Raw genomic sequence first — 22,040 nt, forward strand, 5'->3', positions numbered from 1 at the left:
GCCTTTGCCCACCCTACGATTCTCTCCCCTTGTGGGAGCAAGTTTCGTAGGGTGGGCAACGCGAAGCGTGCCCACGTCTTCGTCGTCATCAATGACAGGTGGTGGGCACGGCGCAAGTGCGCCTTTGCCCACCCTACGATTCAAGGCTCGCGGCGAGCCCTCACTCCCTGAAGAACGCCAGCAGGTCGGCGTTGATGGTCTCGGCGTGCGTGGTCGGCATGCCATGCGGGAAGCCCTTGTAGGTCTTCAAGATGCCCTTCTTCAGCAGCTTGGCCGAGAGCGGGGCGGAATCGGCGTAAGGCACGATCTGGTCGTCGTCGCCGTGCATCACCAGCACGGGCACGTTGATCTTCTTCAGGTCTTCGGTGAAGTCGGTCTGCGAGAAGGCGACGATGCCGTCGTAATGCGCTTTCGCGCCGCCCATCATGCCCTGGCGCCACCAGTTCTGGATCACCGCTTCCGACGGTTTTGCGCCGGGACGGTTGTAGCCGTAGAACGGGCCGGCGGGGAGGTCGCGATAGAATTGCGTGCGGCTGGCGGCGAGCTGCTTCTGGAGATCGTCGAACACGCTCTTCGGCAGACCGCCGGGATTGGCGGGGGTCTGCACCATCAGCGGCGGCACCGCGGAGAGGATCGCGGCCTTCGCCACCCGGCTCTCGCCGTGGCGCGCGATGTAGTGCACGACCTCGCCGCCGCCGGTGGAATGGCCGACGTGAATGGCGTTCTTGAGGTCGAGATGCGCGGTGACGGCCGCAAGGTCGTCGGCATAGTGATCCATGTCGTGACCGTCAGCGACTTGCGACGAGCGGCCATGGCCGCGGCGGTCATGGGCGATGACGCGATAGCCGCGCGTGACGAAGTATATCATCTGCGCGTCCCAGTCGTCCGCCGACAGCGGCCAGCCGTGGCTGAACACGATCGGCTGACCACTGCCCCAGTCCTTGTAGAAGATCTCGACGCCGTCTTTGGTGGTGATGGTGGGCATGGACTGCTCTCTTTCAGTGGAAATCAGTTGCGTTGCGCGTGATCGAGCACGCGCCGATGATGCGCAGATAGGTGCGCGAGATCCCGAATGCGATGTCTCGCATCAAGTGGGAACGTTGAGAATCGTGTGATCAGGCAAGCGCCATCGGCCTGAAGCGGCGCCAGGCGCCGATGGTGATCACGACGAAGAACACCAGCACGATGCCCTGCACCACCGCGAACACCGGACCCGACGGCGGCGCCGGCGACACGGCCGGCGCGAGCGCGGCAAGCGCCGGCACCTTGAGGAACGACTGGATCACCAGCACGAAGACGTTGAAATAGAGCGAGACCATCGCGGTCACGATGTAGGCGGGACGCCAGACGCCCGTGAGCTTCATGCCGTACAGCGCGAAGCAGGCGATGGCGAGCAGCACCAGCGAGATGATGCCGATGATGTGCGAGGGCAGCAGCTTCTCGAACGGAAACAGGAAGCCGGTGACGCTGGTCAGGATCGTGAAAGCCAGGAAGATCGCGGTGAGGCCCGGCATCGACTTCGAGCCGAGCAGGCCGAACATCACGGCGAGGCCGGCGGCGATCGCGATCAGGCTGATGATGACGTGGACCAAAGTGAAGGCGTGCAGGCTCAAGCCAAGGACCATGACATCTCTCCTACTCTCCGCGTTGAGATGAGCAGAGTAGTATTACGGTGCTCATGGAATTGCCAATGCGTTGTCGCCGCATGCATGGGCGCAGCCATGCGTCATCGTGCGAATCGACAAACGCATGGCTGATTTTTTTGCACCGCTGTCACAAGCGCGAGCAGTTGGTAGCTCGTCGCTTTCGACGAAAGTTGAATCGATCCCCTCACACGTCCTTGGTGTCGAAGATCAGGAGGTCGGCGCCGCCGCTGGCGAATTTCGGCACGTCGCCCGCTGCCGCCTTGCCTTCCTCGCTGCCGAATGCCGACTGGATGGCGGCCACGCTGTCGAAGGTGAGGATGGCGACGAGGTGGATTCCGGAGGGACCGGCGGGTGAGCCGACCGTGCCCGTGCTGACCGCGTATTTCTTCAAGCCGGGAAGTTTCTTCGCGAGCGGGATGTGCGTTTCGGCATAGTGCTTGTCGAACGCGGCAGCATCCTTGGGCGTCTTGTAGAGCACGACGAGTTCAGCCATTTAGTCCTCCCTTGAACCTTGTTCTCCCACGGGCGATGAGCCTCGCGACGAAGCGATAGTCCGTGCGACACGGCAAGATGGCAAGCCACATTCCGCTTGCCATCCGCTTGTCTTCTGCTTGTCTAAAGCGCCGGTTTTGCGGCGTCGCCGAGATAGCCGTGCAGGGAGGCCACGACCTGCGCGCCCTCGCCGATGGCACCGCCGACACGCTTGACCGAGCCGGAGCGGACATCGCCGACGGCATAGACGCCGGGCACGGAGGTCTCCAGCGGCGCGACCAGCCGGCCCTGGTTCTGCTCGGACTGCGCGCCTGTCACGACAAAGCCGCCGCGATCGAGCGTCACGCCGCAGCCATCGAGCCAGGCGGTGGCGGGATCGGCGCCGACGAACAAAAACAGATTGCGGATGTCGGCAGCATCCTCGTCGTCGGACAAGCGGCTCTTCCAGCGGATGCGCCGCAGCAGCGAGGTCTCGTCGCCCTCGAGCGCGGTGATCTCGGTATTGAACATCAATTCGATGTTTGGCGTCGCTTCGATGCGCTCGATGAGATAGCGCGACATGCTGGCGCCCAGGCCGCCGCCGCGGATGATCATCAGGACGCGTCTGGCATGCCCCGACAGGAACACAGCGGCCTGGCCTGCCGAATTGCCGGCGCCGACCAGGGCCACCTCCTCGCCGGCGCAGAGCCGCGCCTCCACGGGCGAGGCCCAATACCAGACGCCGCGTCCCTCGAACTTGTCGAGATTCGCGATCTCAGGCCGGCGATAGCGCGCGCCGCTCGCGACCACGACCGCACGCGAGCGCAAGGGATCGCTGCCGTCGAGCGCCACCGAGAACACACCGTCCTTGCGCGTGCAATCGAGCGACTTCACCGTGACGGGGATCATGATATCGGCGCCGAATTTTTGCGCCTGGGTGAAGGCGCGCGCCGTCAGGGCCTGGCCCGAGATGCCGGTCGGAAAGCCTAGATAATTCTCGATGCGCGCGCTGGCGCCGGCCTGGCCGCCGAAGGCGCGGATGTCGAGCACGGCAACGGACAGCCCTTCGGACGCCGCATACACGGCGGTGGCGAGCCCGGCCGGTCCGCAGCCGACGACGGCCACGTCGTAGATGCGGCCATCCTTGGCCCCGCCGATCATGCCGATGGCGCGCGCAAGCTCGGTCTCACTGGGGTTGCGCAGCACCGCTCCGCTGGCGGCGACGACCAGCGGCCAGTCTTCGGGCTTGGGCGAATAACGCGCGATCAATTCGGCGGCGTCGCGATCGCGCTCGGGATCGAGCAGATGATGCGGCTGACCGTTGCGGGTGAGGAAGCCCTGCAAGCGCACCACGCCAGCGGAGTTCGACGGACCGATCAGCACCGGACCGCCGGCGCCGCCCTGGATCAGATTGACCCGGCGCAGAATCAGCGCGCGCATGATGCGCTCGCCAAGGTCGGCCTCGGCGACCAGCAGCGCGCGCAGCCGGTCCGGCGGCAACAGCAGCGTCTCGACATCGCCCTCGGCGCGGCCGTCGACCAGCGCCAGCTGCCCGGAGAGCTGGCCGAGCTCGGCCAGGAATTGTCCCGGCCCTTGGTCGATCACCGGGGTGACATGACCAAGGCCGTCGCGCTGGGTGATGGCGACATGGCCCTTCAGCACCACGAACATGCCGGGCCCGGGCTTGCCGGTCTCGAACAGGAACTCGCCGTCTTTGTAGTTACGGACCTCGCCGAAATGCCTGACACGCTCGATCTCGGCCGGGGTCAGCGCGGGAAAGGTCTGCTCTGGGCGCGTGAAGCGCGACATCAGCGCGTCACCGCTATCTCGTTGCTGTTCGTCCTGCCCCATCGTCATTCTCACTCATTCCAGAATTCTAAAGCGGAGTGCTTTAGGTTAAATCGATTGCTGCGGCTCGTTCACCTCTCCCGCTTGCGGGAGAGGTCGGCGCGAAGCGCCGGGTGAGGGCTCTGTCCACACGGGGGTTCTCGATTGCTGAAGCACCCTCTCCCCGACCCTCTCCCGCAAGCGGGAGAGGGAGTGCACCTCCGTCGTTGAGGCGAACAAGCCTCATCTCATCACGCTCCAGGTGTCGACTTGCCGGCGGTCTCCTTACTTGGGGAACCATCATCGTTTTGCGAGGGCTCAGGGCTTGCGGCGCGTTCGCGCGCCTGCAGCTTCCGCCGCTTCAGGTTTTCGCGCAGTGCCGATTTCAGCCGGTCGTCCCGGGACGCCTTCGCCTGTCTCGTGCTCTTCTCGGTGTCGTCAGCCATCACGGGTCCACTCGGTGACATCGGCGCTACCATGCCCAAGGAATCTGGCAGCTCAAGAGGCCCGCGTGACCCGATCGTGCGAAACCCGAAATGGATCCAGCGCGAGCTCTCGGGCAACTGGCCAGTTGGGTGGGGAATATCGGCCCTGAATCGGTGGAAAGCCGGCGGTTTCGAGCCCAAATGGGCACTTTGGCCCCGATATCGGCCCGATTTTCTCGTTTTGACGCGGCTAGCAAGCTTGCACAGGAGGGGGGCTTGTGGCAGATATCGGCCCGCTTGGTCGGCCCCTCGGGCGCCCGATTCTTCACCAGCACATGCTGCCGTAGCTCAGTGGTAGAGCACTCCATTGGTAATGGAGAGGTCGACAGTTCAATCCTGTCTGGCAGCACCATTCCCCCATTGAAGCGACCCCCTCGGCCTGGCCAGCGAGCCCGCAATTTCCACGGATGCCATCGTGATCAAACGTTCCCTGCCCTATGAAGGACTGCTCCACGAGATCGTCGAGCACAACGGCGTGCTCTATCTCGGCGGCATCGTCCCTGAGGATGCGGGGCTCGACATGGCAGGCCAGGCCGACGATGTGCTTCGACAGTTGAAGACCTTGCTCGATGGGGCCGGCTCCGATCTCTCCTGCGTTCTGCAGGTGACGATCTTCATGGCTGATCTCGCCGACAAGGCGGCGTTCAACGAGGTGTGGAAGCGCTATTTCACCGCGAACCATCTGCCGGCCCGTGCCGCCATCGGCGTTGCGGATCTCGGCCCCGGCGTCAGGCTGGAGCTGACGGCGATCGCCGCCCGTCGCTGATCCAGGGCTATTGCATCTTGCGCGACCTGAGCGCGCGCCTCGTCCTTCGAGACGACCGCTTCGCGGTCTCCTCAGGATGAGGCTAAGCAGCATCGATGCTCGCTGAACCCAGAGCCACGCATTCGGTCCTGATCCTGAGGGCCCGCCAACGGCGGGCGTCTCGAAGGATGGCCGCGGGGGAAGTCGCTCCCGTATGCGTTTGCCCTGCGTCGCAAAGATAGGTGACGCCGGCGAGGCGCGATCGTTCGGTCATTCCTGTGTCCACACATGAAGCAGCGTTCTCGCGGCTTGAAGCGCCCGAGTTTTGCTCTCCTCTTTCGCCCTCTCTTGTGAAGAGGGCGCAGGGAAGGCCGGGTGCCGGCTGACACCCATGGTCCGCTGCGCGAAAAAATTGCACACGCAATGCGCAGGCGGAAAACAGGTGGGCCGGAAAACACCCGGCCTTCCCTGCGCGATGGTTTGACGGCCTATGCCTGCTCTCCCCGGAGCCGAGTGTCCTTCTGGCCTCCGTCACCTCGCGAAAACCGATGCACCGCGTCCGGTTGGCCGATGCATCTTCGCGAAAGCTTGGCTGTAGCAACGACAGCCAGGACCACATGGTTTAGCCGTACGCAGTTGCGCCGTTCGTCACACGGAGAAGGACCTCACGAGGTTCACCCGCCCTGGTCCCGCCTTGCCGTGCCCGACGCAGCCGCGTCCACCGCAACCCCGGCCCACGTTCGTTGCGACGTACGATCGCCCCTCTTCCATCGGGCCGGGATGACGGGAAATATGCCGCAATTCCGAATTTCGGTAAAGTGGAATATTTTTGCAATGGGGGCTTGACGAGTTGTGGGTGTTTTGCCCGACGTTTCAAAATCGGTGCACGATGTCGACTTTGTTGGCCCCCCTTCGAAAAGATGCGTCACACTGTCCTTTTGACCACTAGATTCATGGTGATAGTGTCATAACTCGCGGTCTGTCCGGGAGGACACAATGCAATGGCTTGACCGGCTGTTTGGGAGGACGTCGGCGCCTCCGACCCGACTCTTTGCGAGATTTCGGCGGAGGGGACCGACTGATCCCGACCTTCTGAAAATTGCCAAAGACCGAAAAGGTCATGTTTCACGAAGAGCCGTAAGAGATGAATATAATCGGCTGGTCTTGGAGAAGTACGCGCACGATAAGTCGTGATTTCCAAGACGCGTCGAGGCCTTGCTCAGTGGCGAGACATGATGGTTCGCGACCGCTCTTACCCGTCTTGCGCACCATCAATTGTCGTCGCCCACCTGCAGGGTCGTAAAGCGATCATCGGCGCGGCGCAGCCGTCGGCAAAGCTCGCGGTTGATGTTCTGCAGGACGACCACGTAGGCGTGGATGTCGGCCTTGTAGCAGGCGTAGAGATTCTTCGCGGTCAGCTCGTACAGCACAGTCGGCACCTCCGCGATGACCGTGGCGGAGCGGTTTTGCATTTCGATCAGCGTCATCTCGCCGAAGAAGTCGCCGGGCTCCAGATGGGAAATCGGGATGATACTGCCCGCATTCGTTAGTTTGCTCACGGCCAGCCGACCGGATTTGACGATGAACATCGAGCGTCCCGGCTCGCCCTCCGCCACGACGGTGCTGCCTGCCTCGAAGCGGCGCTCGACCAGCATCGACATCAGGAGATCGAGGCTTCCGTCCGAAAGGCCGCCGAAGAACGGCGTCGCGAGCAGGAACGCTTTCTGATCGGGGGCGGTGACGGTCATGGCGCGAGGTTACGCTTCGTCGCTGATCGCGGCAAGCAAGGCGGCGTAGCCGGTCATTGCGAGCGTGGTTCGCAGGATGGGTAGAGCACTTGCGAAACCCATCATGCTCCCGCGTCGAGAAAGTGAGATGGGTTTCGCTTCGCTCTACCCATCCTACGGCTCCGTCATCGCAATCCAGAATCTTTCCGAGGCGACAGTCTGGATTGCTTCGTCGCAAGAGCTCCTCGCAATGACGCGTGGAGAGGCCGTCAACTCACAGGTCCACCGCTCGTTGCCGCGCGACACTTTCCCCGCGCAACGTCCTTCGCTTTCGCCAGACCTGCAGATCAACCATGACCTTGATGGTCGCCGCGAGGACGGCTGCACACAGCACCGCCTTCGAAACCGTCTCCATCGTCCCCTCGATCAGCAGGCAATGGACCACGCTGCCTACGACGATGACGATTGCGAGGGGAATATGGACGATGCGCCAGGTTCGCAGGCGCAGTCCCAATCGCCGGCGCAGCAGAGCCAGAAGCGCGACGACGAAGATGGCCCACATCGCGGTCACGCCGAAGGGCGAGAACGGCGTCGGCGATGCGTAGGTCAGTGCGTCGATCATATCGGGCGGGCTGGTGATCCAGAGGCCGGCGACGTGGATCGCCACCGCCAGCGCCAGCGCGCCGCCGATCCAGTGATGGACGCGACGGCCGCGATAGGCCGACAGTCCCGGTAGATAGCCGCCGATCAGCAGAGGCTGAACCAGCACGAGACCAAGCGCAATGATCCCGGCGAATCCGGCGAGGATGTAGACCGGACCGCGCCATGCGAGCTGCTCGCTTGTTGCAGCCAGCGCGACCGGCACGCCGATGGCCACAGCAAGGGCGGTCCAGATCAGGATCACCCGCGCCGATCTCGACCCCGTCATTCGCTGGCCCGGTCAGGCCGGCTGCAGCACGAAGTGCGCCTCGAGGCTGGTTTCCTTGGCGCTTCGCATCACCGGCCGCAGGAAGACGGTTTTGAACTCACCGCTGTCATAGGCGAGATGGCCATGCGGCTGGCCGAAGATCGGAATGATCTGCGGCATCTCCAGCCGGAACTTACCGTCCTTGTCGGTGAGCGTGGCGCCATGGCTCTGCGGCTCGTGCTCCTGGCCTTCGACCGTGTGGGCCCAGATCTGGATGCGCTGCCCGGCGAGCGGGGTGCCGTCGCCAGCGCGGCGCACGGTGCCACTCATCCAGAAGCCGCCCTTGCCGATGCGCTCCACGATCGCCGCGCCCTTGCGATAATTGTTCGCGCCGCCCGACATCGTCTCGGTCGGCGCAAGGCCCGCCGCACGGGCCGGCAACAGGAGGCCGGACAGGCCGGATGCCAAAACCCCGGTTGCGAGGACGGAGCCGCCCGCGGCGAGGAGGTGGCGGCGATTGAATACGACCGTGGTCATGTCGGTTCCTCCGGGCGTGGCGCGGTTGCTTCCGCAAGGCTACAACAACAGGCGCAAAACGCCCAGTTGCGATGAAGGGCGCCATAGGTCGCAATAACAGTGTTGTGAACGATGGCATCGCTGGTCAAACCGTGGGGCAACGGCATCGTCGCGACACTACATGTGATGCTACAGACGCGCATCGTGGCACATCCTTCCCTTTCAGGTATCCTCGCATGATCCCCTTCTCCGTGCTTGACCTCGCGCCGATCCGCCAAGGCGGCGATGCGGCGCAGGCGTTTCGCAACTCGCTCGATCTGGCGCAGCACGCGGAGGCCTGGGGCTACAAGCGGTTCTGGCTGGCCGAGCATCACAACATGACGGGGATCGCGAGCGCGGCGACGTCGGTGGTGATCGGGCACATCGCGGGCGGCACCACGACGATCCGCGTCGGCTCGGGCGGGATCATGCTGCCGAACCATTCGCCGCTGGTCATCGCCGAACAGTTCGGCACGCTGGAATCGCTCTATCCCGGGCGGATCGATCTCGGGCTCGGGCGGGCGCCGGGCACCGATCAGTTCACGGCGCGAGCGCTGCGGCGCGACCTCGCCACAGCTGCCGAGAATTTTCCGCATGACGTGCTGGAGCTGCAGGCGCTGCTCGGCGATATCAAGCCGAACCAGGCGATCCGCGCCGTACCGGGCATGGGGACCAAGGTGCCGCTCTGGATCCTGGGCTCCAGCACGTTTGGCGCGCAGCTGGCCGCGATGCTCGGGCTGCCGTTCGCGTTCGCCTCGCATTTCGCACCGCAGATGATGATGCCGGCGCTGCGCGAATATCGCGCGCGCTTCGAGCCGTCGGCACAGCTTGCCAAGCCCTATGCGATGATCGGCGTCAATGTGTTCGCGGCGGACACCGACGCGGAGGCGCAGCGGATGTTCTCATCGCTGCAGCAGCAGTTCATCAACTTACGCCGCGGCACGCCGGGCCCGCTGCCGCCGCCGGTGGACGACATGGACGCGCTGTGGTCGCCGGCCGAGAAGGCCATGGTCGGACAGTCGCTGTCCTGCTCCGCGGTCGGATCGCCTGATGTGGTCGAAGCGAAGCTGAAGGCGCTGATCGCCGAGACCGGCGCGGACGAGCTGATCATCACGGGGCAGATCTACGACCACGCAGCGCGGCTGCGCTCGTTCGAGATCGCGGCGGAGGTGCGGGAGAGGTTGGCGAGGCAGGCGGTGTGAGAAGCATTTCTCCTGCGGCCCTCCTCGAGACGCCCGCTTTAGGCGGGCTCTCAGGATGAGGGCGGAGTTTGCGGCAGCAATTCGATGGGCACCGATGCCGAGTAGCCTCATCCGGAGGAGACCGCGAAGCGGTCGTCTCGAAGGACAAGGCGGGCGCTCCGCGGGCCAGGCCCAAAGAGGAGAGAGCCCTCACCCCGACCCTCTCCCGCAGGCGGGAGAGGGAGCGCTGCGCGTTCGTGGTCAGCCTCTCGCGCGCTAATCCGCGAACCCGAACAGCTTGGCCGGATTGTGCACCAAAATCTTCTCCAGCTCCGTCTGGTCCGCGACATACCGGTACATCAGCTCCAGCAGATCGGCATCGTTCGGCGGCTGCTTCACCGAGACCGGATGCGGCCAGTCGCTGGCCCAGACGCAGCGATCAGGAGCGGCTTCGATATAGGCGCGCGCAATCGGGATGACATCGTCGTAGGGCGCGCCGAGCTTCGAGGTCTTCTCGCCGAGCGACAGCATCACCCAGAAATTGCCCTTGGCGAGCAGCTCGAGCATCTTGCGCAGATTCGGATCGGCCTTGCCGGCTTCCGGGTCGGGACGCGCCATGTGGTCGATCAGCACAGGCACGTCGAGATTTTCGTACTTGGCGACGCTCGACATGATGCCGTCCTTCTCGGGCTGGATCTTGACGTACCAACCGAGCTCGCGAATGCGCGCGATGGCGCGGGCGAAATCGGCGTCCGACAGCACGGCGCCGAGCTCCTGGCGGAAGCTGAAGCGGGCACCGCGCACGCCGGCCTCATGCAGCTTGGAGAGATACGAATCGCTCGCTTCCGCGAACACCAGCGCGTTGGCGCAGCCGCGATAGTTCGGGCCCATGGCAGCCAAGCCGTCGAGCACGACGGCATGGTCGGCGCCATAGGTGGTGGTCTGCACGATGATGCCGCGCTCGATGCCGAGCGCCTTGTGCATGCGCAGCGCCGCTTCCCAGGTCGCACTCGGCATGCGATAGGCCGCGCCGGGGCGCTCCGGATATTTGTCGATCGGACCCAGCACGTGAAACTGGCTGTCCACGGTCTTCGGCGGCGGTGCCTTGATCGGACGGCGCGGATTGGGATCGAACGGCAGATAGGTCGGCATGGATGCTCCTTCAGTCGATCACGGCGGTGAAGTCGCACTGCACCAGCGCGCCGCCGTCCATGTTGTCCATCGGCAGCGCGTGGCGCGCCGGGCGCGAATGCTCGTCCGGAAACATTTTTAGCCACTCGACATTGACCGGCCCGCGGTTGCCGCGGTCCTTCAGCCACACCGTCATCTTGATGATGTCGGAGGTCGAGCCGCCGGCGGCCTCCACCGTCGCCTTCATATGCGCGAACATGTTGGCGCATTGCGCGTCGAGGCTTTCGGGCATCGTATTGGTCGCGGGATCGCGGCCGAGGATGACGCCCGACATCACGAGATTGCCGATGCGGCAGGCGTTCGGAATCGGATTGACGTGCTTGAAGCCGCCGATGTGGATGCTCCTGCGCCGCGTGTGACCACTCATGATGCGCTCCCTGTTTGTTGTTGCTTCAGACGAACTGGCACGACACCGAGCCGAACGCGCCATAGTCGGCATGGAAGGTGTCGCCGCGGCGGATGTCGACCGGACGCGTGAACGATCCCGCCAGCACCACTTCACCGGCCCTAAGATGCTCGTCATGCGGCGCAAGGCGGTTGGCGAGCCAGGCAATGCCGTTGGCGGGGTGATTGAGCACGCCGGCGGCAAGGCCGGTCTCCTCGACCTCGCCGTTGCGGAACAAAAGCGCGCCGATCCAGCGCAGATCGGCGTCCAGGGGGCGGAACGGCCGGCCGCCGAGCACCAGCGCGGCATTCGCCGCGTTATCCGAGATCGTGTCCATGACCTTTCGCGTCTTGCCAGTCTCAGGATCGACGCGATGCATGCGCGTCTCCAGAATCTCCAGCGCCGGCGTCACGTAGTCGGTGGCGTTGAGCACGTCGAAGATGGTGCAATCGGGACCACGCAGCGGCGCCTTCAGCACGAAGGCGAGCTCGACCTCGATACGCGGCGCGTGGAAGCGGTCGAACGGAACAGGCGTCGCGTCGGCATAGAACATGTCGGCGAACAGCACGCCGTAATCCGGCTCGGAGATGCCGACCGCATTCTGCATCGCCTTCGAGGTCAGGCCGATCTTGTGACCCCTAATGATTCGGCCGCGGCCGAGCTGGAGTTTGGTCCAGGCGCGCTGGACGGCGTAGGCGTCCTCGATGCTGAAATCCGGATATTCCTTCGTGAACATCGGGATCAGCGATTTGGTGCGCTCGGCCTCATCGAGACGCGCGGCAAGGCGTTCGATCGTGACGGCGTCCAGCATGATCTAGCTCTCCGCGGCCACGGTGTTGCGCAGCACGCCGATGCGGCTCGACTCGACCTCGACGACATCGCCGACTTTCAGCCAGCGCGGCGGATCGAAGCGGGCGCCCGCACCGGTCGGCGTGCCCGTCACGATCATGTCGCCGGGCTTCAGCGTTGCGAAGGTGGAGAGATAGGAGATCAGGAAATCGAACGGGAACATCAGCCGCTCGGTCGTGTCCTGCTGCCGCACCTCGCCATTGACGCGCGTGACGATGTCATGCGGCCCGCGCGGGTCGAGCTCGTCCGACGTGACGATCCACGGGCCGATGCTGCCGGAGCGATCGAAGTTCTTGCCTTGGGTGACGTTGAACTTGCCGTGGCGCAGCCAGTCGCGGATCGTGCCCTCGTTGCACAGCGTCATGCCGAAGATATGCGACCACGCCTGCTCGCGCGGGATGTGACGGCCGCCCTGCCCGATCACGATGACGAGCTCGCCCTCGTAGTCGAGCTGGTCCGAAACCTTCGGCTTCTCCAGCGGCTGGCCGGAGCCCGTCATCGACGACATGCTGCGCACGAACAGGCTGGGATATTTGGGCAGGTCGGAATTGTCTTTATATTCGGCGTTGCGTTCGGCGTAGTTGACGCCGATGCACCAGAGCTTCTCCGGCGCCAGCACCGGCGGCAGCAGGACGAGGTTGTCCAGCGCATAGTCGGGCTTGGCGCCGGCCGCCGCTTCCTGCGCGTCGGTGAGCGCGTTGGCGGCGATCAGCGCGCGCAGATCGGAGAAGTCGCGGCCGATCCGCCTGCTCAGATCGATCACACCACCTTCGACGGCCGCGCCGTAACGCGGCTCTCCATCCACGAGATAGCTTACGAGGCGCATGGTCGTTCTCCAATGGTGTTCGGGCAGCGCGGCGGCGGCGCTCAGTCTTTAGATTTCGGGGTCTGGAACACGGTGTTCAGCGTCACGATCTCGCCGAGCCGGGCGTAACGGGGACCGCCGATGCGGGCGATCGGGTCGAGCGCTGAGGTCTCGACCTTGCCGTCATTCAAGAGGCCGTCGCGGATGTGGAACATCACGACCTCGCCGACAATGAGCCGGCTCTTCGCATCGCCGAATTCGAGGCATTGGCGGAAGCGGCATTCCATCGCGACCGGCGCTGCCGCCAGCCGGCGCACCTTGATCACCTCGCAGGGCAGCGTCTCGAGCCCGAGATGTTCGACCTCGCTGATCTCAGGCGGATGCTCGACCGACGAATCGTGCAAGGCCTGCATCAGCGGGGTGTCGGCGATGTGGATGACATATTCCTCGGTATCAAGGATGTTGTGCGCGGTGTCCTTGTAGTCGGCGCCCTTGCGGCCGACGCTGATGGCGAGCATCGGCGGCTTCTGCGAGACGAAGGTGAAGGCGCTGAACGGGGCGAGGTTGAGCACGCCGCTGCGCGACAGGCTGGTGACCCAGGCGATCGGACGCGGCACCACGATGCCGGTCATCAGGCGGTAGATGCGCTCGGCGCCGAGCTCGGTGGGATCGATCCGCATGGCTCAGTTCGCCGTGATGTTGGCCTTGCGCACCACCGGAATCCACTTGGCGTCCTCGCGCTCGAGATAGGCCCTGAATTCGTCCGGCGTCATCGGCGTGGCTTCGCCGCCGAGTTTTTCGAATTTGTCGACCACGCCAGGATCCTTCAGGATCGCGACCAGCGTCTCGTGCAGCTTCTCCACGATCGGCGCCGGCGTGCCTGCGGGCGCGAACAGGCCGGTAAAAGTCTGGCCGTCGAAATCCTTGTAGCCGAGCTCGGCAAAGGTCGGCACGTCGGGCAGCGACTTCAGGCGATGCGGGCTGGTGACGGCCAGCGCGCGGAACAGGCCGGCCTTGATGTGCTGCAGGCTGACCGTGAGCTGGTCGAACGCGAACTGCACCTGGCCGCCGAGCAGATCGTTGATCGCCGGCGCGTTGCCACGGTAATGCGCGGTGACCCATTGCACCTCGAGGCTGGATTGCATCAACTCGCTGAGCAAATGGTTGGTGGTACCAGGGCCCGGCGAGGCCATGGTCAGCTTGCCGGGCTCGCGCTTGGCGAGGTCGATGAACTCCTTGACGGTGATCGCCTGCACCGACGGATGCACCTCGAGCACCAGCGGCGTCATCGAGATCGTCGAGATCGGCAGGAAATCCTTCTTCCAATTATAGGCCTCGCGCTTGTTGATCTCGGTCGCGAACAGCACCGGGCCGTTGGCGCCGACGAACAGCGTGTAGCCATCGGGCGCCGATTTCGCGAAGGCCTCGCCCGCGATCATGCCGCCGGCGCCGGCCTTGTTCTCGATGACGAAGGGCTGGCCGAGCTTTTCCTGCAGCTTGTCGGCGACGATGCGCGCGGCGCTGTCGACATTGCCGCCGGCGGGATAGGGCACGATCAGCTTGACGTTGCGTGCCGGCCATTGCTGGCTGGATGCTGGCCCCGCCAGCATCGCAGTGGCGGCAGCTATGGCAATCCAGATTAATCTCATGTTAACCTCCCGGCGGCGCTTCCAATTCCATGTCGAATGCCTCGGCATCGTGCAGGGCAGCTCGATCGGGCCGCAATCTCCAGATGCGCGCTTGTCCTGTCGAGTGAATTGTGGCGTTCTTGTCCATATTATGGACAGAACCAAATTCGCCCGCAACGCGATGACACCGCGGCAGGGCGCGCAGGCGATCCGGCGCGCGCTCGCGGTGCTGCGCATTCTCGCCGCAGGCCGCGAGGCCGGTGTGCCATTGACCGAGGTCGTGCGCGCGACCGGCCTCACCCGTCCGACCGTGCATCGCATCGTGCACGTCCTGATCGAGGAAGGCATTGTCGAGCGGAACGAGCGGAGCGGCCGCTACGCGATCGGCAACCAGGTGCCCGAGCTGGCGCTGGCGCGGCCGCGGCCGTCGCGGCTGCTGATTGCCGCCAACCCGTCGCTGCAACGTGCCTCCACCGAGATCGGCGACACATTGTTCCTGACGGTGCGGACCGGCAACGACACGCTGTGCGTCGATCGCAGGATCGGCGTCTATCCGATCCAGGTGCTGTCGATCGAGATCGGGGCGCGCCGGCCGCTCGGCGTCTCCAGCGCGGGCGTCGCGATCCTCGCCGCGATGCCGGCGCAGGAGGCGCGAAAGATCGTCGCGGCGAACGAGAAAAGGTTCGAGGCCTACCGGACCGACGTTGCCGCGGTGATGAGCCAGGTCACCGCGGCGCGGCGGCGCGGCTACAACATGAGAGAGATCGGCCTCGTGCAGGGCACGAAATCGATCTCGACCTGGATCAAGACCCCGGATGGACAGCCGGCTGCGGCGATCACCGTCTCCGCGATGCGAACGAGGCTCGGGCCAAGGCGCGAGCAGGAGGTTGCGGAGATTTTGCTGCGGGAGGCGGGGATCATCGAGCAGGCGATTGGGGGTTAGGTGGTGCGGGTAGATGTTGGGTGCACTCATGCTACCACGGCGTCATGGCCGGGCTTGTCCCGGCCATCCACGTCTTCCTCCGCGGCACAAAGAACGTGGATGCCGGGACAAGCCCGGGCATGACGACCTCTTGCGGGGAGTCAATGGGCTGACTTCGCGCGCCATTTTATGGCACAACGCCCCATCCACCGACCGACCCAACGAGGCCACGCATGCCCGCGCCGAAACCGCCTGCCTTCGAGACCCTGAGCCTGCATGCGGGCCAGCATCCGGATCCCGTGACCGGGGCCCGGGCGGTGCCGATCTACCAGACCACGTCCTATGTGTTCCAGGATTCCGATCACGCCGCTGCGCTGTTCAACCTGGAGCGCGCCGGCCACATCTATACGCGCATCTCCAATCCGACCACGGGCGTGCTGGAGGAGCGGCTCGCGGCACTGGAGGGCGGCGTCGGCGCGATCTGCACCGCCAGCGGCATGGCCGCGCTGCATCTGGCCATCGCAACGCTGCTGAGCGCCGGCGACCACATCGTGGCGTCGAGCTCGCTCTATGGCGGCACCATCAATCTGCTGGCACACACGCTGCCACGCTTCGGCATCACCACCACGTTTGTGAAACCGCGCGATCTCGACGCGTTCCGCAGCGCCATCAAGCCGAACACAAAACTCGTGATCGGCGAGACCATCGGCAATCCCGGGCTGGAGGTGCTCGACATCCCGAAAGTCGCGCAGATCGCGCATGACGCAAAGATTCCGCTGCTGATCGACAACACCTTTGCCACGCCCTATCTCAGCCGTCCCATCGAGCTTGGCGCCGACATCGTCATGCATTCGGCGACCAAATGGATCGGCGGCCACGGCATCGCGATCGGTGGCGCCATCGTCGATGGCGGCCGCTTCGACTGGCGCGCGTCTGGCAAGTTCGCCGTACTGACCGAGCCCTATGGCGGCTATCACGGCATCGTCTTCGACGAGCAGTTCGGCACGGCCGCCTTCATCATGCGCGCGCGCACCGAAGGCCTGCGCGATTTCGGTGCCTGCCTGTCGCCGACCAACGCGTTCCAGCTGCTGCAGGGCGTCGAGACGCTGGGCGTGCGCATGGACCGGCATATGCAAAACACGCACCTCGTGCTGGAAGCACTGAAGTCCAACAAGGCCGTCGACTGGGTGCTGCATCCCTCGCTGGAGACGCACACGGATTATCAGCTCGCCAAGCAGCTCCTGCCGCGTGGCGCCGGCTCGATCATCTCCTTCGGCATCAAGGGCGGGCGGCCCGCGGGCCGCAAGTTCATCGAATCCCTGCGCATGATCAGCCATCTCGCCAATGTCGGCGACGCCAAGACGCTGGTGATCCACCCGGCCTCGACCACGCATCAGCAGATGGACGCCGAGCAGCTCAAGGCCGCCGGGATCGGCGAGGAACTGGTGCGGCTGTCGGTCGGCATCGAGACCGCAAGCGACATCATCGACGATCTCGCCCAAGCGCTGCGCATCTCGCAAAAGGTGTGACACCATGAAGCTCTCCGTCAACGGCGCTGACGTATTTGTCGCAACCGGCGGCCGCGATTTCGACAAATCCCTGCCCGCAGTCGCCTTCATCCATGGCGCCGGATTCGACCATTCGACCTGGGCGCTGCATACGCGCTGGTTCGCTCATCACGGCTTTGCCGTGCTGGCGCCTGATCTGCCCGGTCACGGCCGCTCGGGCGGGCCTTCGCTCGGCAGCATTGCCGAGATGGCCGACTGGACCGCGGCGCTGCTCGATGCGGCGGGAGCTGCGAAGGCGCATCTGATCGGCCATTCCATGGGATCGCTGATCTCGCTGGAGACGGCGGCACGTCATCCCGACAAGGTCTCCGCCCTGAGCCTGATCGGCACCGCCGCGACCATGACGGTCGGCCCGGATTTGCTGAAGGCCGCCGAGGCCAATTCGCAGGACGCCAACGACATGGTGTCGATCTGGGGCCTCGGCTTCAACGCCGAGCTCGGCGGCAGCCTCGCGCCGGGCTTGTGGATGCATGGCGGCGCGCAGGCGGTGCTCAGGGCCTGCGAACCCGGCGTGCTGTTCAGGGATCTGTCCGCCTGCAATGCCTATGCAAATGCACTTGCCGCCGCCGCGAGCGTCAAGGTGCCGACAACGCTGATCCTCGGCGAGCGGGACATGATGACGCCGGCGAAAGCCGGCAAAGCACTGGCGGCGGCAATCCCGCATGCAAAGACCGTCGTGGTGCCCGGCGCCGGTCACATGGTCATGGCCGAGCGGCCCGACGAACTGCTGGCGGCCTTGCGGAACTGAAAAAAGGATCAATCGTCCGCGTCATGCGTTGCGGTCAGATATCCCTGTGATTCCAAAAGGGAACTCGACCCATGCCAAGACAAGAGATCATTCGCAAAGCGAAGCAGGACAAGCGCGCCGGCAAATCGGCAAGCACGCAGGCCGGCGAATTCGTCAAGGACGAGATCGACAGGATCCGCAAAGGCAAGCACGGCGCACGCTCGACGAAGCAGGCCATCGCCATCGGCCTGTCCGAAGCGCGCCGCGCCGGCGTCGACCTGCCGCCACCGCGCAAGGGACGCACCAAGAAAGCGACGCGCCGAAGCGCCAAATATGCCTATGAGGTCGGCCAGGGCAAGCGCACCGCGAAGCGCCGCCCGAAGGTGTCGCGCGCCGTCGAAGGCGTGTTGAAGAAGGAGCCGCGCTCGACCGCATCGCGCAGCGCGCTGTCGAAGCAGGGCAAGCGTGCTGCGAGCCAGCGAAGCGCCGCGTCGCGCTCGGCCGCCGCGCGAAAGGCGAGCCACACCAAGGGTGCCAAGGTCCGCTCCACTGCGGCAAAGAAGGCAGCGCGCACCAGGGCGCGGCGCCGAAGCTGATCAGCTCAAACGACGGCCCCGCTCGGCGAACACCGCGCGGGCCGCACGCTCGGCTTCGCGCGCCGAGCGAAACTGGCGGCCTTCGAGACGGTCGAACAGCCGCTCGGAGGAGAAAAAGCGGAAACCGCGCGCATCTTTCGTGACGATGCCGGCGGCGCGATCGTGGATCTCGATGATGTAGGCGTTCGACCGGGTCTGGGACATGGCTGCTCGTTCGCCGATGGCTCGGCGTTCCTGTTCGGGGATTCCTGGTGCTGGGAGTTGCTAGGAGGCGGTCAGCAACAACAACAGGCGCCCGTGGCCGCCGAGACACAGCGCCGCATCATGCACACATGCATGTCGTTCTGATTGCGCTGGTGATCGGTTCTCATATCGCGGCTTGAGCTCGAGGAGCAGTCTCAACGCTCCGAATATCGAGCGATTAGCGCGTTCGGTCAATGAAATGGCCATCCATATTTGACGTGAGCGCGCTGGCGCTCTTCTCTCGCGGCAAGCACCGGCAGACGGTTTCATCTCGCGCGGCCACGGTTCATCGGCTGCAACGATATGCCGGGCTCTTGTAGAGTGGGCAAAGCGAAGCGTGCCCACGATCTTTCGCGATGTTGGGCAGGTGGTGGGCACGGCGCAAAGCGCGCCTTTGCCCACCCTACGCTTTTGAACGCGCGGAAAGAGAGTCGCTCACCCGTCTCACCGCCATCGGGCAAGGGAAGAACGTTCGATCACCACATCGTCGCAGCAGCGCGCTCCGGCCACGCGCGGTCATACTCCGCGCCGCCGACTTTATTCTCGCTCATCTCGGCGAGGATCTGGCCGGGCGTCGGCAGGGTCTTCGGGTCGACGCGCTTGTCGGGATTCCAGAGATCGGAGCGCACGATGGCGCGGGCGCACTGGAAGTAGATCTCGTCGACCTTCATCACCATGACGCTGCGCGGTGCCTTGCCATCGACCTTGAACGAGGCCAGCAGATCCGGATCGACCGAGAGATGGGCGCGGCCGTTGGCGCGGACCGCGTTGCCGGAGCCGGGGATCAGGAACATCAGCGACACCCTGGGATCGCGCACGATGTTGCGCAAGGAATCGACACGGTTGTTGCCGCGGCGGTCCGGCAGCATCAGCGTCTTGGGATCATGGATGCGGACGAAGCCGGGCAGATCGCCGCGCGGCGAGCAATCGATCCCCTCCGGCCCGATGGTGGCGAGCGCCGCGAACGGCGCTTTCTCGATATAGATGCGGTAGAGCGGCGTGACATGGTCGGCGACTTTCACGGTCGAGGCGTCATTGGTGACGCCATAGATGGCCTCCAGCTGTTCGACCGTTTCGATCACCGACATTCCGTTCTCCTTGCTGTACCGGCTATTCCTGCCAGCCCTGGTTCCGGATCACACGCAGGAGCTGGCGGCCATGATCCTCCGCGCTGCCGGCATTGAGGATGGTGACATCGGCATGCGCCGAGGCGTCGTCGACGCTGCGGGTCAGGCGTTCGGCGATGTTGCCGTCGCTGTGCCGCGCGCGCGCGGCAAGCCGCACGGCCAATACCTCCGGCGGCGCCGTGACCGCGACCACCACGACATTGGCATAGGCCAGGCGCAGCGCGCCGATCACCGTGCGCGAGACGTTGGCGACGACCGTACGCCCGGCGCGAATATCGTCGTTGATGCCGGCCGGCAAGGCGTAGGAGTGCCCATGCGCCTCCCAATGCACGGCGAAGTCGCCGTGCTCGCGCGCATTGCGGAATTCGTCTGGCGTCACCGCGATGTTGTCCTCATCGGCGGAGGATTCGCGCGTCACGACACGGCGCGGAAAGACAACGCTGGGGTCATCGACGCACGCCGCCCGCGCCAGTCGCAGCAGCGTGTCCTTGCCGGCGCCGCTGGGACCGACCACGAGCACGAGCCGCCCGGGACCGATCCCGCCTGCGTTGCTCTGTGCCGTGGTCACGGTCTCACTCATGCGACGCGGCTTCCTTCGCGCCAGACGCTGCGGACGACGGGAACGTGGCCTGCGACATGCACGCGAATGAGGTCGGCGCGCTTGCCGATCGCGACCTCGCCGCGGTCGGTGAGGCCAACCGCCTCGGCTGGCGCCTTCGTCACCGTGCGGATCGCGGCGGGAAGGCTGATGGCCGGCACGTGCTCAGGCAGCTGCAGCGCGCCCATCAAGAGGCTCGACGGGATGTAATCCGACGACAGGATGTCGAGCAGGCCTTCGCGCGCGAGATCGACCGCGGCGATGTTGCCGGAATGCGAGCCGCCGCGCACGACATTGGGCGCACCCATCAGGATGTCGATGCCGGCCCCATGCAAGCCGCGCGCGGCTTCCAGCGTGGTCGGGAATTCCGCCACGGCGACGCCGTCGCGCACGGCGTCCGCGACGTTCTCCTCGGTGGTATCGTCATGGCTGGCGAGCGGGATCTTGTACTGCTGCGCCAGCGTCACGATCTCGCGCATGTTGGTCGCGGCATAGAGCCTCTGGTACTCAAAACGCTTGGCGAACAGCTCGTCGAGCTCGGCATCGGTCTTGCCGCCGCCCTTGCCGCGGTAATAATCGCGCAGCTTGACCTCGTCGCGGAACTGGCGCTGGCCGGGCGTGTGATCCATCAGCGACATCAGCTTGACGTCGGGACGGTCGATCAGCTCCTTGGCTTCCTCGACCACGCTCGGCATCGGGATCTCGCAGCGCAGGTGCAGGAAGTGGTCGGCACGCAGCAGGCTGGCCTCGCGCGCGGTCGTGATCGCGGCGGCGAGCGTGCCGGCACGGCCATCGACTTCCTCGGCGCCGTCCTCGCGCCAGACCCGGAGCGAATCGAACACGGTGGTGATGCCCGAGGTGGCGAGCTGACCGTCATAGGAGACGACGGCGGCGACCGGATTCCAGAACACTTTTGGCCGCGGCACGTAATGGGCTTCGAGATGGTCGGTGTGGAGCTCGATCAGGCCCGGCATGATCAGGTCGCCGCCGGCATTCTCCGCGCCCGCAGGCGCCCGGCCGTCGCCGATCTCGGCGATGCGTCCGTTGCTAAGAGCCAGCCAGCCCTGCTCGATCACCCGGTCGGCCAGCACGATCCTGGCATTGGCGATCACGATGTCTTTCGGGGCGTTCATGTCCATGTCCTTCAGGCGGCGGCGGCAAAGCTGGTGACGTCGACGATACGGTCGGCAATCAGATGACGGATTTCGTCGTCATGGACAATGGCGACCATGGCGACGCCCTGGCGCTTCTTTTCAGCGACCAGCTCGACCACCACAGCGCGGTTGGCGGCATCGAGCGAGGCGGTCGGCTCGTCCAGCAGCAGGATCGGCAGATCCGAGATGAAACCGCGCGCGATGTTGACGCGCTGCTGCTCGCCGCCGGAGAAGGTCGCGGGCGGAAGCCGCCAGAGCCGCTCGGGGATGTTGAGGCGGTGCAGCAACTCGCCGGCGCGGGCCTGCGCGTCAGCGCGGGCCATGCCGTTCGCGATCAGCGGTTCGGCGACGACGTCGATGGTGGCAACCCGCGGCACCGCCCGCAGGAACTGGCTGACATAGCCGATGGTGGAACGGCGGACGTTGAGCACCTGGCGCGGCTCGGCGCTGGCGAGATCGATCAGCGCGCCGCGATGGCGAATGCCGATGCGGCCGGAGTCGCAGCGGTAATTGCCGAAGATCATTTTCAGGATCGACGATTTTCCGGCGCCCGATGGCCCCGACAGCACGACGCATTCGCCGGGATTGACCTGGAAGGTCACGCCGCTGACGACGGGCAATTCGATGCCGCCCTGCAGGTGCATCGTAAAAGTCTTCCTGGCGTCGGCGATATCGATCATGGCGGTCATTGCAATGCTCATGG

At 65.0% G+C, this 22,040-nt stretch carries 25 protein-coding genes and 1 tRNA gene; 7 read left to right on the forward strand and 19 right to left on the reverse strand.

The genetic code is table 11. The features are described 5' to 3' along the window. Positions 1-160: 160 nt before the first annotated feature. The 5 genes from IVA79_RS34715 to IVA79_RS34735 all read right to left on the reverse strand — a co-directional run bounded on the left by IVA79_RS34715 (position 161) and on the right by IVA79_RS34735 (position 4,390). A complete protein-coding gene (locus IVA79_RS34715) occupies positions 161-985 on the reverse strand; it encodes an alpha/beta hydrolase (protein ID WP_247561647.1) in 825 nt (274 codons plus the stop codon). 130 nt (positions 986-1,115) lie between these two features. Continuing rightward, positions 1,116-1,625, reverse strand: a complete 510-nt coding sequence (locus IVA79_RS34720; RefSeq protein WP_247561648.1) for a hypothetical protein — start codon at positions 1,623-1,625, stop codon at positions 1,116-1,118. Between the two features lie 205 nt (positions 1,626-1,830). Further along, on the reverse strand, positions 1,831-2,139 hold the full coding sequence (locus IVA79_RS34725) for an EthD family reductase (protein WP_247561649.1): 309 nt from the start codon (positions 2,137-2,139) through the stop codon (positions 1,831-1,833). Positions 2,140-2,261: 122 nt separating this feature from the next. Continuing rightward, positions 2,262-3,968: an FAD-dependent oxidoreductase gene (locus IVA79_RS34730; RefSeq protein ID WP_247561697.1), complete on the reverse strand. Its 1,707-nt coding sequence runs from the start codon at positions 3,966-3,968 to the stop codon at positions 2,262-2,264. A gap of 227 nt (positions 3,969-4,195) precedes the next feature. Next, positions 4,196-4,390 carry a hypothetical protein gene (locus IVA79_RS34735; RefSeq protein ID WP_247561650.1) on the reverse strand — a complete coding sequence of 65 codons (195 nt, stop codon included), beginning with the start codon at positions 4,388-4,390 and terminating at the stop codon, positions 4,196-4,198. Positions 4,391-4,706: 316 nt separating this feature from the next. Here IVA79_RS34735 and IVA79_RS34740 point away from each other — a divergent pair. Both IVA79_RS34740 and IVA79_RS34745 read left to right on the forward strand, forming a co-directional pair. After that, positions 4,707-4,781: transfer RNA gene (locus IVA79_RS34740), tRNA-Thr, on the forward strand. A gap of 63 nt (positions 4,782-4,844) precedes the next feature. Next, positions 4,845-5,195, forward strand: a complete 351-nt coding sequence (locus tag IVA79_RS34745; protein WP_247561651.1) for a RidA family protein — start codon at positions 4,845-4,847, stop codon at positions 5,193-5,195. Between the two features lie 1,250 nt (positions 5,196-6,445). Here the strand turns inward: IVA79_RS34745 and IVA79_RS34750 are convergent. The 3 genes from IVA79_RS34750 to IVA79_RS34760 all read right to left on the reverse strand — a co-directional run bounded on the left by IVA79_RS34750 (position 6,446) and on the right by IVA79_RS34760 (position 8,345). Continuing rightward, the gene (locus tag IVA79_RS34750) at positions 6,446-6,922 is read right to left on the reverse strand and encodes a cyclic nucleotide-binding domain-containing protein (protein ID WP_247561652.1); all 477 of its coding nucleotides are present in this window, start codon (positions 6,920-6,922) and stop codon (positions 6,446-6,448) included. Between the two features lie 253 nt (positions 6,923-7,175). Then, a complete protein-coding gene (locus tag IVA79_RS34755; RefSeq protein WP_247561653.1) occupies positions 7,176-7,829 on the reverse strand; it encodes a ferric reductase-like transmembrane domain-containing protein in 654 nt (217 codons plus the stop codon). Between the two features lie 12 nt (positions 7,830-7,841). Next, the gene (locus IVA79_RS34760) at positions 7,842-8,345 is read right to left on the reverse strand and encodes a Twin-arginine translocation pathway signal (protein ID WP_247561654.1); all 504 of its coding nucleotides are present in this window, start codon (positions 8,343-8,345) and stop codon (positions 7,842-7,844) included. 215 nt (positions 8,346-8,560) lie between these two features. On the opposite strand from IVA79_RS34760, the gene IVA79_RS34765 reads away from it, so the two are divergent. Next, on the forward strand, positions 8,561-9,565 hold the full coding sequence (locus IVA79_RS34765) for an LLM class flavin-dependent oxidoreductase (protein ID WP_247561655.1): 1,005 nt from the start codon (positions 8,561-8,563) through the stop codon (positions 9,563-9,565). A gap of 255 nt (positions 9,566-9,820) precedes the next feature. Here the strand turns inward: IVA79_RS34765 and IVA79_RS34770 are convergent, their stop codons facing one another. The 6 genes from IVA79_RS34770 to IVA79_RS34795 are packed head-to-tail and all read right to left on the reverse strand — an operon-like array spanning position 9,821 to position 14,423. Further along, entirely contained in the window at positions 9,821-10,696 is an 876-nt protein-coding gene (locus IVA79_RS34770; protein ID WP_247561656.1) for an amidohydrolase family protein, read from the reverse strand. A 10-nt stretch (positions 10,697-10,706) separates the two neighbouring features. Next, positions 10,707-11,102 carry a RidA family protein gene (locus IVA79_RS34775; RefSeq protein ID WP_247561657.1) on the reverse strand — a complete coding sequence of 132 codons (396 nt, stop codon included), beginning with the start codon at positions 11,100-11,102 and terminating at the stop codon, positions 10,707-10,709. A 25-nt stretch (positions 11,103-11,127) separates the two neighbouring features. Further along, the gene (hpaH, locus tag IVA79_RS34780) at positions 11,128-11,931 is read right to left on the reverse strand and encodes a 2-oxo-hept-4-ene-1,7-dioate hydratase (RefSeq protein WP_247561658.1); all 804 of its coding nucleotides are present in this window, start codon (positions 11,929-11,931) and stop codon (positions 11,128-11,130) included. A gap of 3 nt (positions 11,932-11,934) precedes the next feature. Then, the gene (locus IVA79_RS34785) at positions 11,935-12,795 is read right to left on the reverse strand and encodes a fumarylacetoacetate hydrolase family protein (RefSeq protein ID WP_247561659.1); all 861 of its coding nucleotides are present in this window, start codon (positions 12,793-12,795) and stop codon (positions 11,935-11,937) included. Between the two features lie 41 nt (positions 12,796-12,836). Continuing rightward, complete coding sequence (locus IVA79_RS34790; RefSeq protein ID WP_247561660.1) at positions 12,837-13,454, reverse strand: flavin reductase family protein; 618 nt, start codon at positions 13,452-13,454, stop codon at positions 12,837-12,839. A 3-nt stretch (positions 13,455-13,457) separates the two neighbouring features. Then, on the reverse strand, positions 13,458-14,423 hold the full coding sequence (locus IVA79_RS34795; protein WP_247561661.1) for a tripartite tricarboxylate transporter substrate binding protein: 966 nt from the start codon (positions 14,421-14,423) through the stop codon (positions 13,458-13,460). Positions 14,424-14,553: 130 nt separating this feature from the next. On the opposite strand from IVA79_RS34795, the gene IVA79_RS34800 reads away from it, so the two are divergent. From IVA79_RS34800 to IVA79_RS34815, 4 genes are all read left to right on the forward strand, one after another. After that, positions 14,554-15,345, forward strand: a complete 792-nt coding sequence (locus tag IVA79_RS34800; protein WP_247561662.1) for an IclR family transcriptional regulator — start codon at positions 14,554-14,556, stop codon at positions 15,343-15,345. Positions 15,346-15,557: 212 nt separating this feature from the next. Beyond that, on the forward strand, positions 15,558-16,853 hold the full coding sequence (locus IVA79_RS34805; protein ID WP_247561663.1) for an O-acetylhomoserine aminocarboxypropyltransferase: 1,296 nt from the start codon (positions 15,558-15,560) through the stop codon (positions 16,851-16,853). Between the two features lie 4 nt (positions 16,854-16,857). Then, on the forward strand, positions 16,858-17,640 hold the full coding sequence (locus tag IVA79_RS34810; RefSeq protein WP_247561664.1) for an alpha/beta hydrolase: 783 nt from the start codon (positions 16,858-16,860) through the stop codon (positions 17,638-17,640). A gap of 71 nt (positions 17,641-17,711) precedes the next feature. Then, positions 17,712-18,215, forward strand: coding sequence for a DUF6496 domain-containing protein (locus IVA79_RS34815; RefSeq protein WP_247561665.1), 504 nt, complete (start codon positions 17,712-17,714; stop codon positions 18,213-18,215). Here the strand turns inward: IVA79_RS34815 and IVA79_RS34820 are convergent, their stop codons facing one another. The 5 genes from IVA79_RS34820 to phnL all read right to left on the reverse strand — a co-directional run bounded on the left by IVA79_RS34820 (position 18,216) and on the right by phnL (position 22,026). Then, the gene (locus IVA79_RS34820) at positions 18,216-18,419 is read right to left on the reverse strand and encodes a hypothetical protein (protein ID WP_247561666.1); all 204 of its coding nucleotides are present in this window, start codon (positions 18,417-18,419) and stop codon (positions 18,216-18,218) included. 515 nt (positions 18,420-18,934) lie between these two features. Next, complete coding sequence (locus tag IVA79_RS34825) at positions 18,935-19,546, reverse strand: pyridoxamine 5'-phosphate oxidase family protein (RefSeq protein WP_247561667.1); 612 nt, start codon at positions 19,544-19,546, stop codon at positions 18,935-18,937. A 22-nt stretch (positions 19,547-19,568) separates the two neighbouring features. Beyond that, positions 19,569-20,165, reverse strand: a complete 597-nt coding sequence (phnN, locus tag IVA79_RS34830; protein WP_247561668.1) for a phosphonate metabolism protein/1,5-bisphosphokinase (PRPP-forming) PhnN — start codon at positions 20,163-20,165, stop codon at positions 19,569-19,571. Next, positions 20,162-21,316 carry an alpha-D-ribose 1-methylphosphonate 5-triphosphate diphosphatase gene (locus tag IVA79_RS34835; RefSeq protein WP_247561669.1) on the reverse strand — a complete coding sequence of 385 codons (1,155 nt, stop codon included), beginning with the start codon at positions 21,314-21,316 and terminating at the stop codon, positions 20,162-20,164. The genes phnN and IVA79_RS34835 overlap by 4 nt, the downstream gene beginning before the upstream one ends. An 11-nt stretch (positions 21,317-21,327) precedes the next feature. Beyond that, positions 21,328-22,026, reverse strand: a complete 699-nt coding sequence (gene phnL / locus IVA79_RS34840) for a phosphonate C-P lyase system protein PhnL (RefSeq protein ID WP_247561670.1) — start codon at positions 22,024-22,026, stop codon at positions 21,328-21,330. Positions 22,027-22,040 lie beyond the last annotated feature (14 nt).

Source organism: Bradyrhizobium sp. 138, from assembly GCF_023074075.1.
Lineage (GTDB): Bacteria > Pseudomonadota > Alphaproteobacteria > Rhizobiales > Xanthobacteraceae > Bradyrhizobium.

Excerpts from the sequence above, each read along its gene's own strand:
- IVA79_RS34715 (WP_247561647.1), bottom strand. The coding sequence starts at position 985 with ATGCCCACCATCACCACCAAAGACGGCGTCGAGATCTTCTACAAGGAC.
- IVA79_RS34765 (WP_247561655.1), top strand. The coding sequence starts at position 8,561 with ATGATCCCCTTCTCCGTGCTTGACCTCGCGCCGATCCGCCAAGGCGGC.
- IVA79_RS34810 (WP_247561664.1), top strand. The coding sequence starts at position 16,858 with ATGAAGCTCTCCGTCAACGGCGCTGACGTATTTGTCGCAACCGGCGGC.
- IVA79_RS34755 (WP_247561653.1), bottom strand. The coding sequence starts at position 7,829 with ATGACGGGGTCGAGATCGGCGCGGGTGATCCTGATCTGGACCGCCCTT.
- IVA79_RS34770 (WP_247561656.1), bottom strand. The coding sequence starts at position 10,696 with ATGCCGACCTATCTGCCGTTCGATCCCAATCCGCGCCGTCCGATCAAG.
- IVA79_RS34790 (WP_247561660.1), bottom strand. The coding sequence starts at position 13,454 with ATGCGGATCGATCCCACCGAGCTCGGCGCCGAGCGCATCTACCGCCTG.
- IVA79_RS34720 (WP_247561648.1), bottom strand. The coding sequence starts at position 1,625 with ATGGTCCTTGGCTTGAGCCTGCACGCCTTCACTTTGGTCCACGTCATC.
- IVA79_RS34800 (WP_247561662.1), top strand. The coding sequence starts at position 14,554 with ATGGACAGAACCAAATTCGCCCGCAACGCGATGACACCGCGGCAGGGC.
- phnL (WP_247561670.1), bottom strand. The coding sequence starts at position 22,026 with ATGACCGCCATGATCGATATCGCCGACGCCAGGAAGACTTTTACGATG.
- IVA79_RS34815 (WP_247561665.1), top strand. The coding sequence starts at position 17,712 with ATGCCAAGACAAGAGATCATTCGCAAAGCGAAGCAGGACAAGCGCGCC.
- hpaH (WP_247561658.1), bottom strand. The coding sequence starts at position 11,931 with ATGCTGGACGCCGTCACGATCGAACGCCTTGCCGCGCGTCTCGATGAG.
- IVA79_RS34785 (WP_247561659.1), bottom strand. The coding sequence starts at position 12,795 with ATGCGCCTCGTAAGCTATCTCGTGGATGGAGAGCCGCGTTACGGCGCG.
- IVA79_RS34725 (WP_247561649.1), bottom strand. The coding sequence starts at position 2,139 with ATGGCTGAACTCGTCGTGCTCTACAAGACGCCCAAGGATGCTGCCGCG.
- IVA79_RS34795 (WP_247561661.1), bottom strand. The coding sequence starts at position 14,423 with ATGAGATTAATCTGGATTGCCATAGCTGCCGCCACTGCGATGCTGGCG.
- phnN (WP_247561668.1), bottom strand. The coding sequence starts at position 20,165 with ATGAGTGAGACCGTGACCACGGCACAGAGCAACGCAGGCGGGATCGGT.
- IVA79_RS34805 (WP_247561663.1), top strand. The coding sequence starts at position 15,558 with ATGCCCGCGCCGAAACCGCCTGCCTTCGAGACCCTGAGCCTGCATGCG.
- IVA79_RS34760 (WP_247561654.1), bottom strand. The coding sequence starts at position 8,345 with ATGACCACGGTCGTATTCAATCGCCGCCACCTCCTCGCCGCGGGCGGC.
- IVA79_RS34835 (WP_247561669.1), bottom strand. The coding sequence starts at position 21,316 with ATGAACGCCCCGAAAGACATCGTGATCGCCAATGCCAGGATCGTGCTG.
- IVA79_RS34820 (WP_247561666.1), bottom strand. The coding sequence starts at position 18,419 with ATGTCCCAGACCCGGTCGAACGCCTACATCATCGAGATCCACGATCGC.
- IVA79_RS34750 (WP_247561652.1), bottom strand. The coding sequence starts at position 6,922 with ATGACCGTCACCGCCCCCGATCAGAAAGCGTTCCTGCTCGCGACGCCG.
- IVA79_RS34825 (WP_247561667.1), bottom strand. The coding sequence starts at position 19,546 with ATGTCGGTGATCGAAACGGTCGAACAGCTGGAGGCCATCTATGGCGTC.
- IVA79_RS34775 (WP_247561657.1), bottom strand. The coding sequence starts at position 11,102 with ATGAGTGGTCACACGCGGCGCAGGAGCATCCACATCGGCGGCTTCAAG.
- IVA79_RS34735 (WP_247561650.1), bottom strand. The coding sequence starts at position 4,390 with ATGGCTGACGACACCGAGAAGAGCACGAGACAGGCGAAGGCGTCCCGG.
- IVA79_RS34730 (WP_247561697.1), bottom strand. The coding sequence starts at position 3,968 with ATGGGGCAGGACGAACAGCAACGAGATAGCGGTGACGCGCTGATGTCG.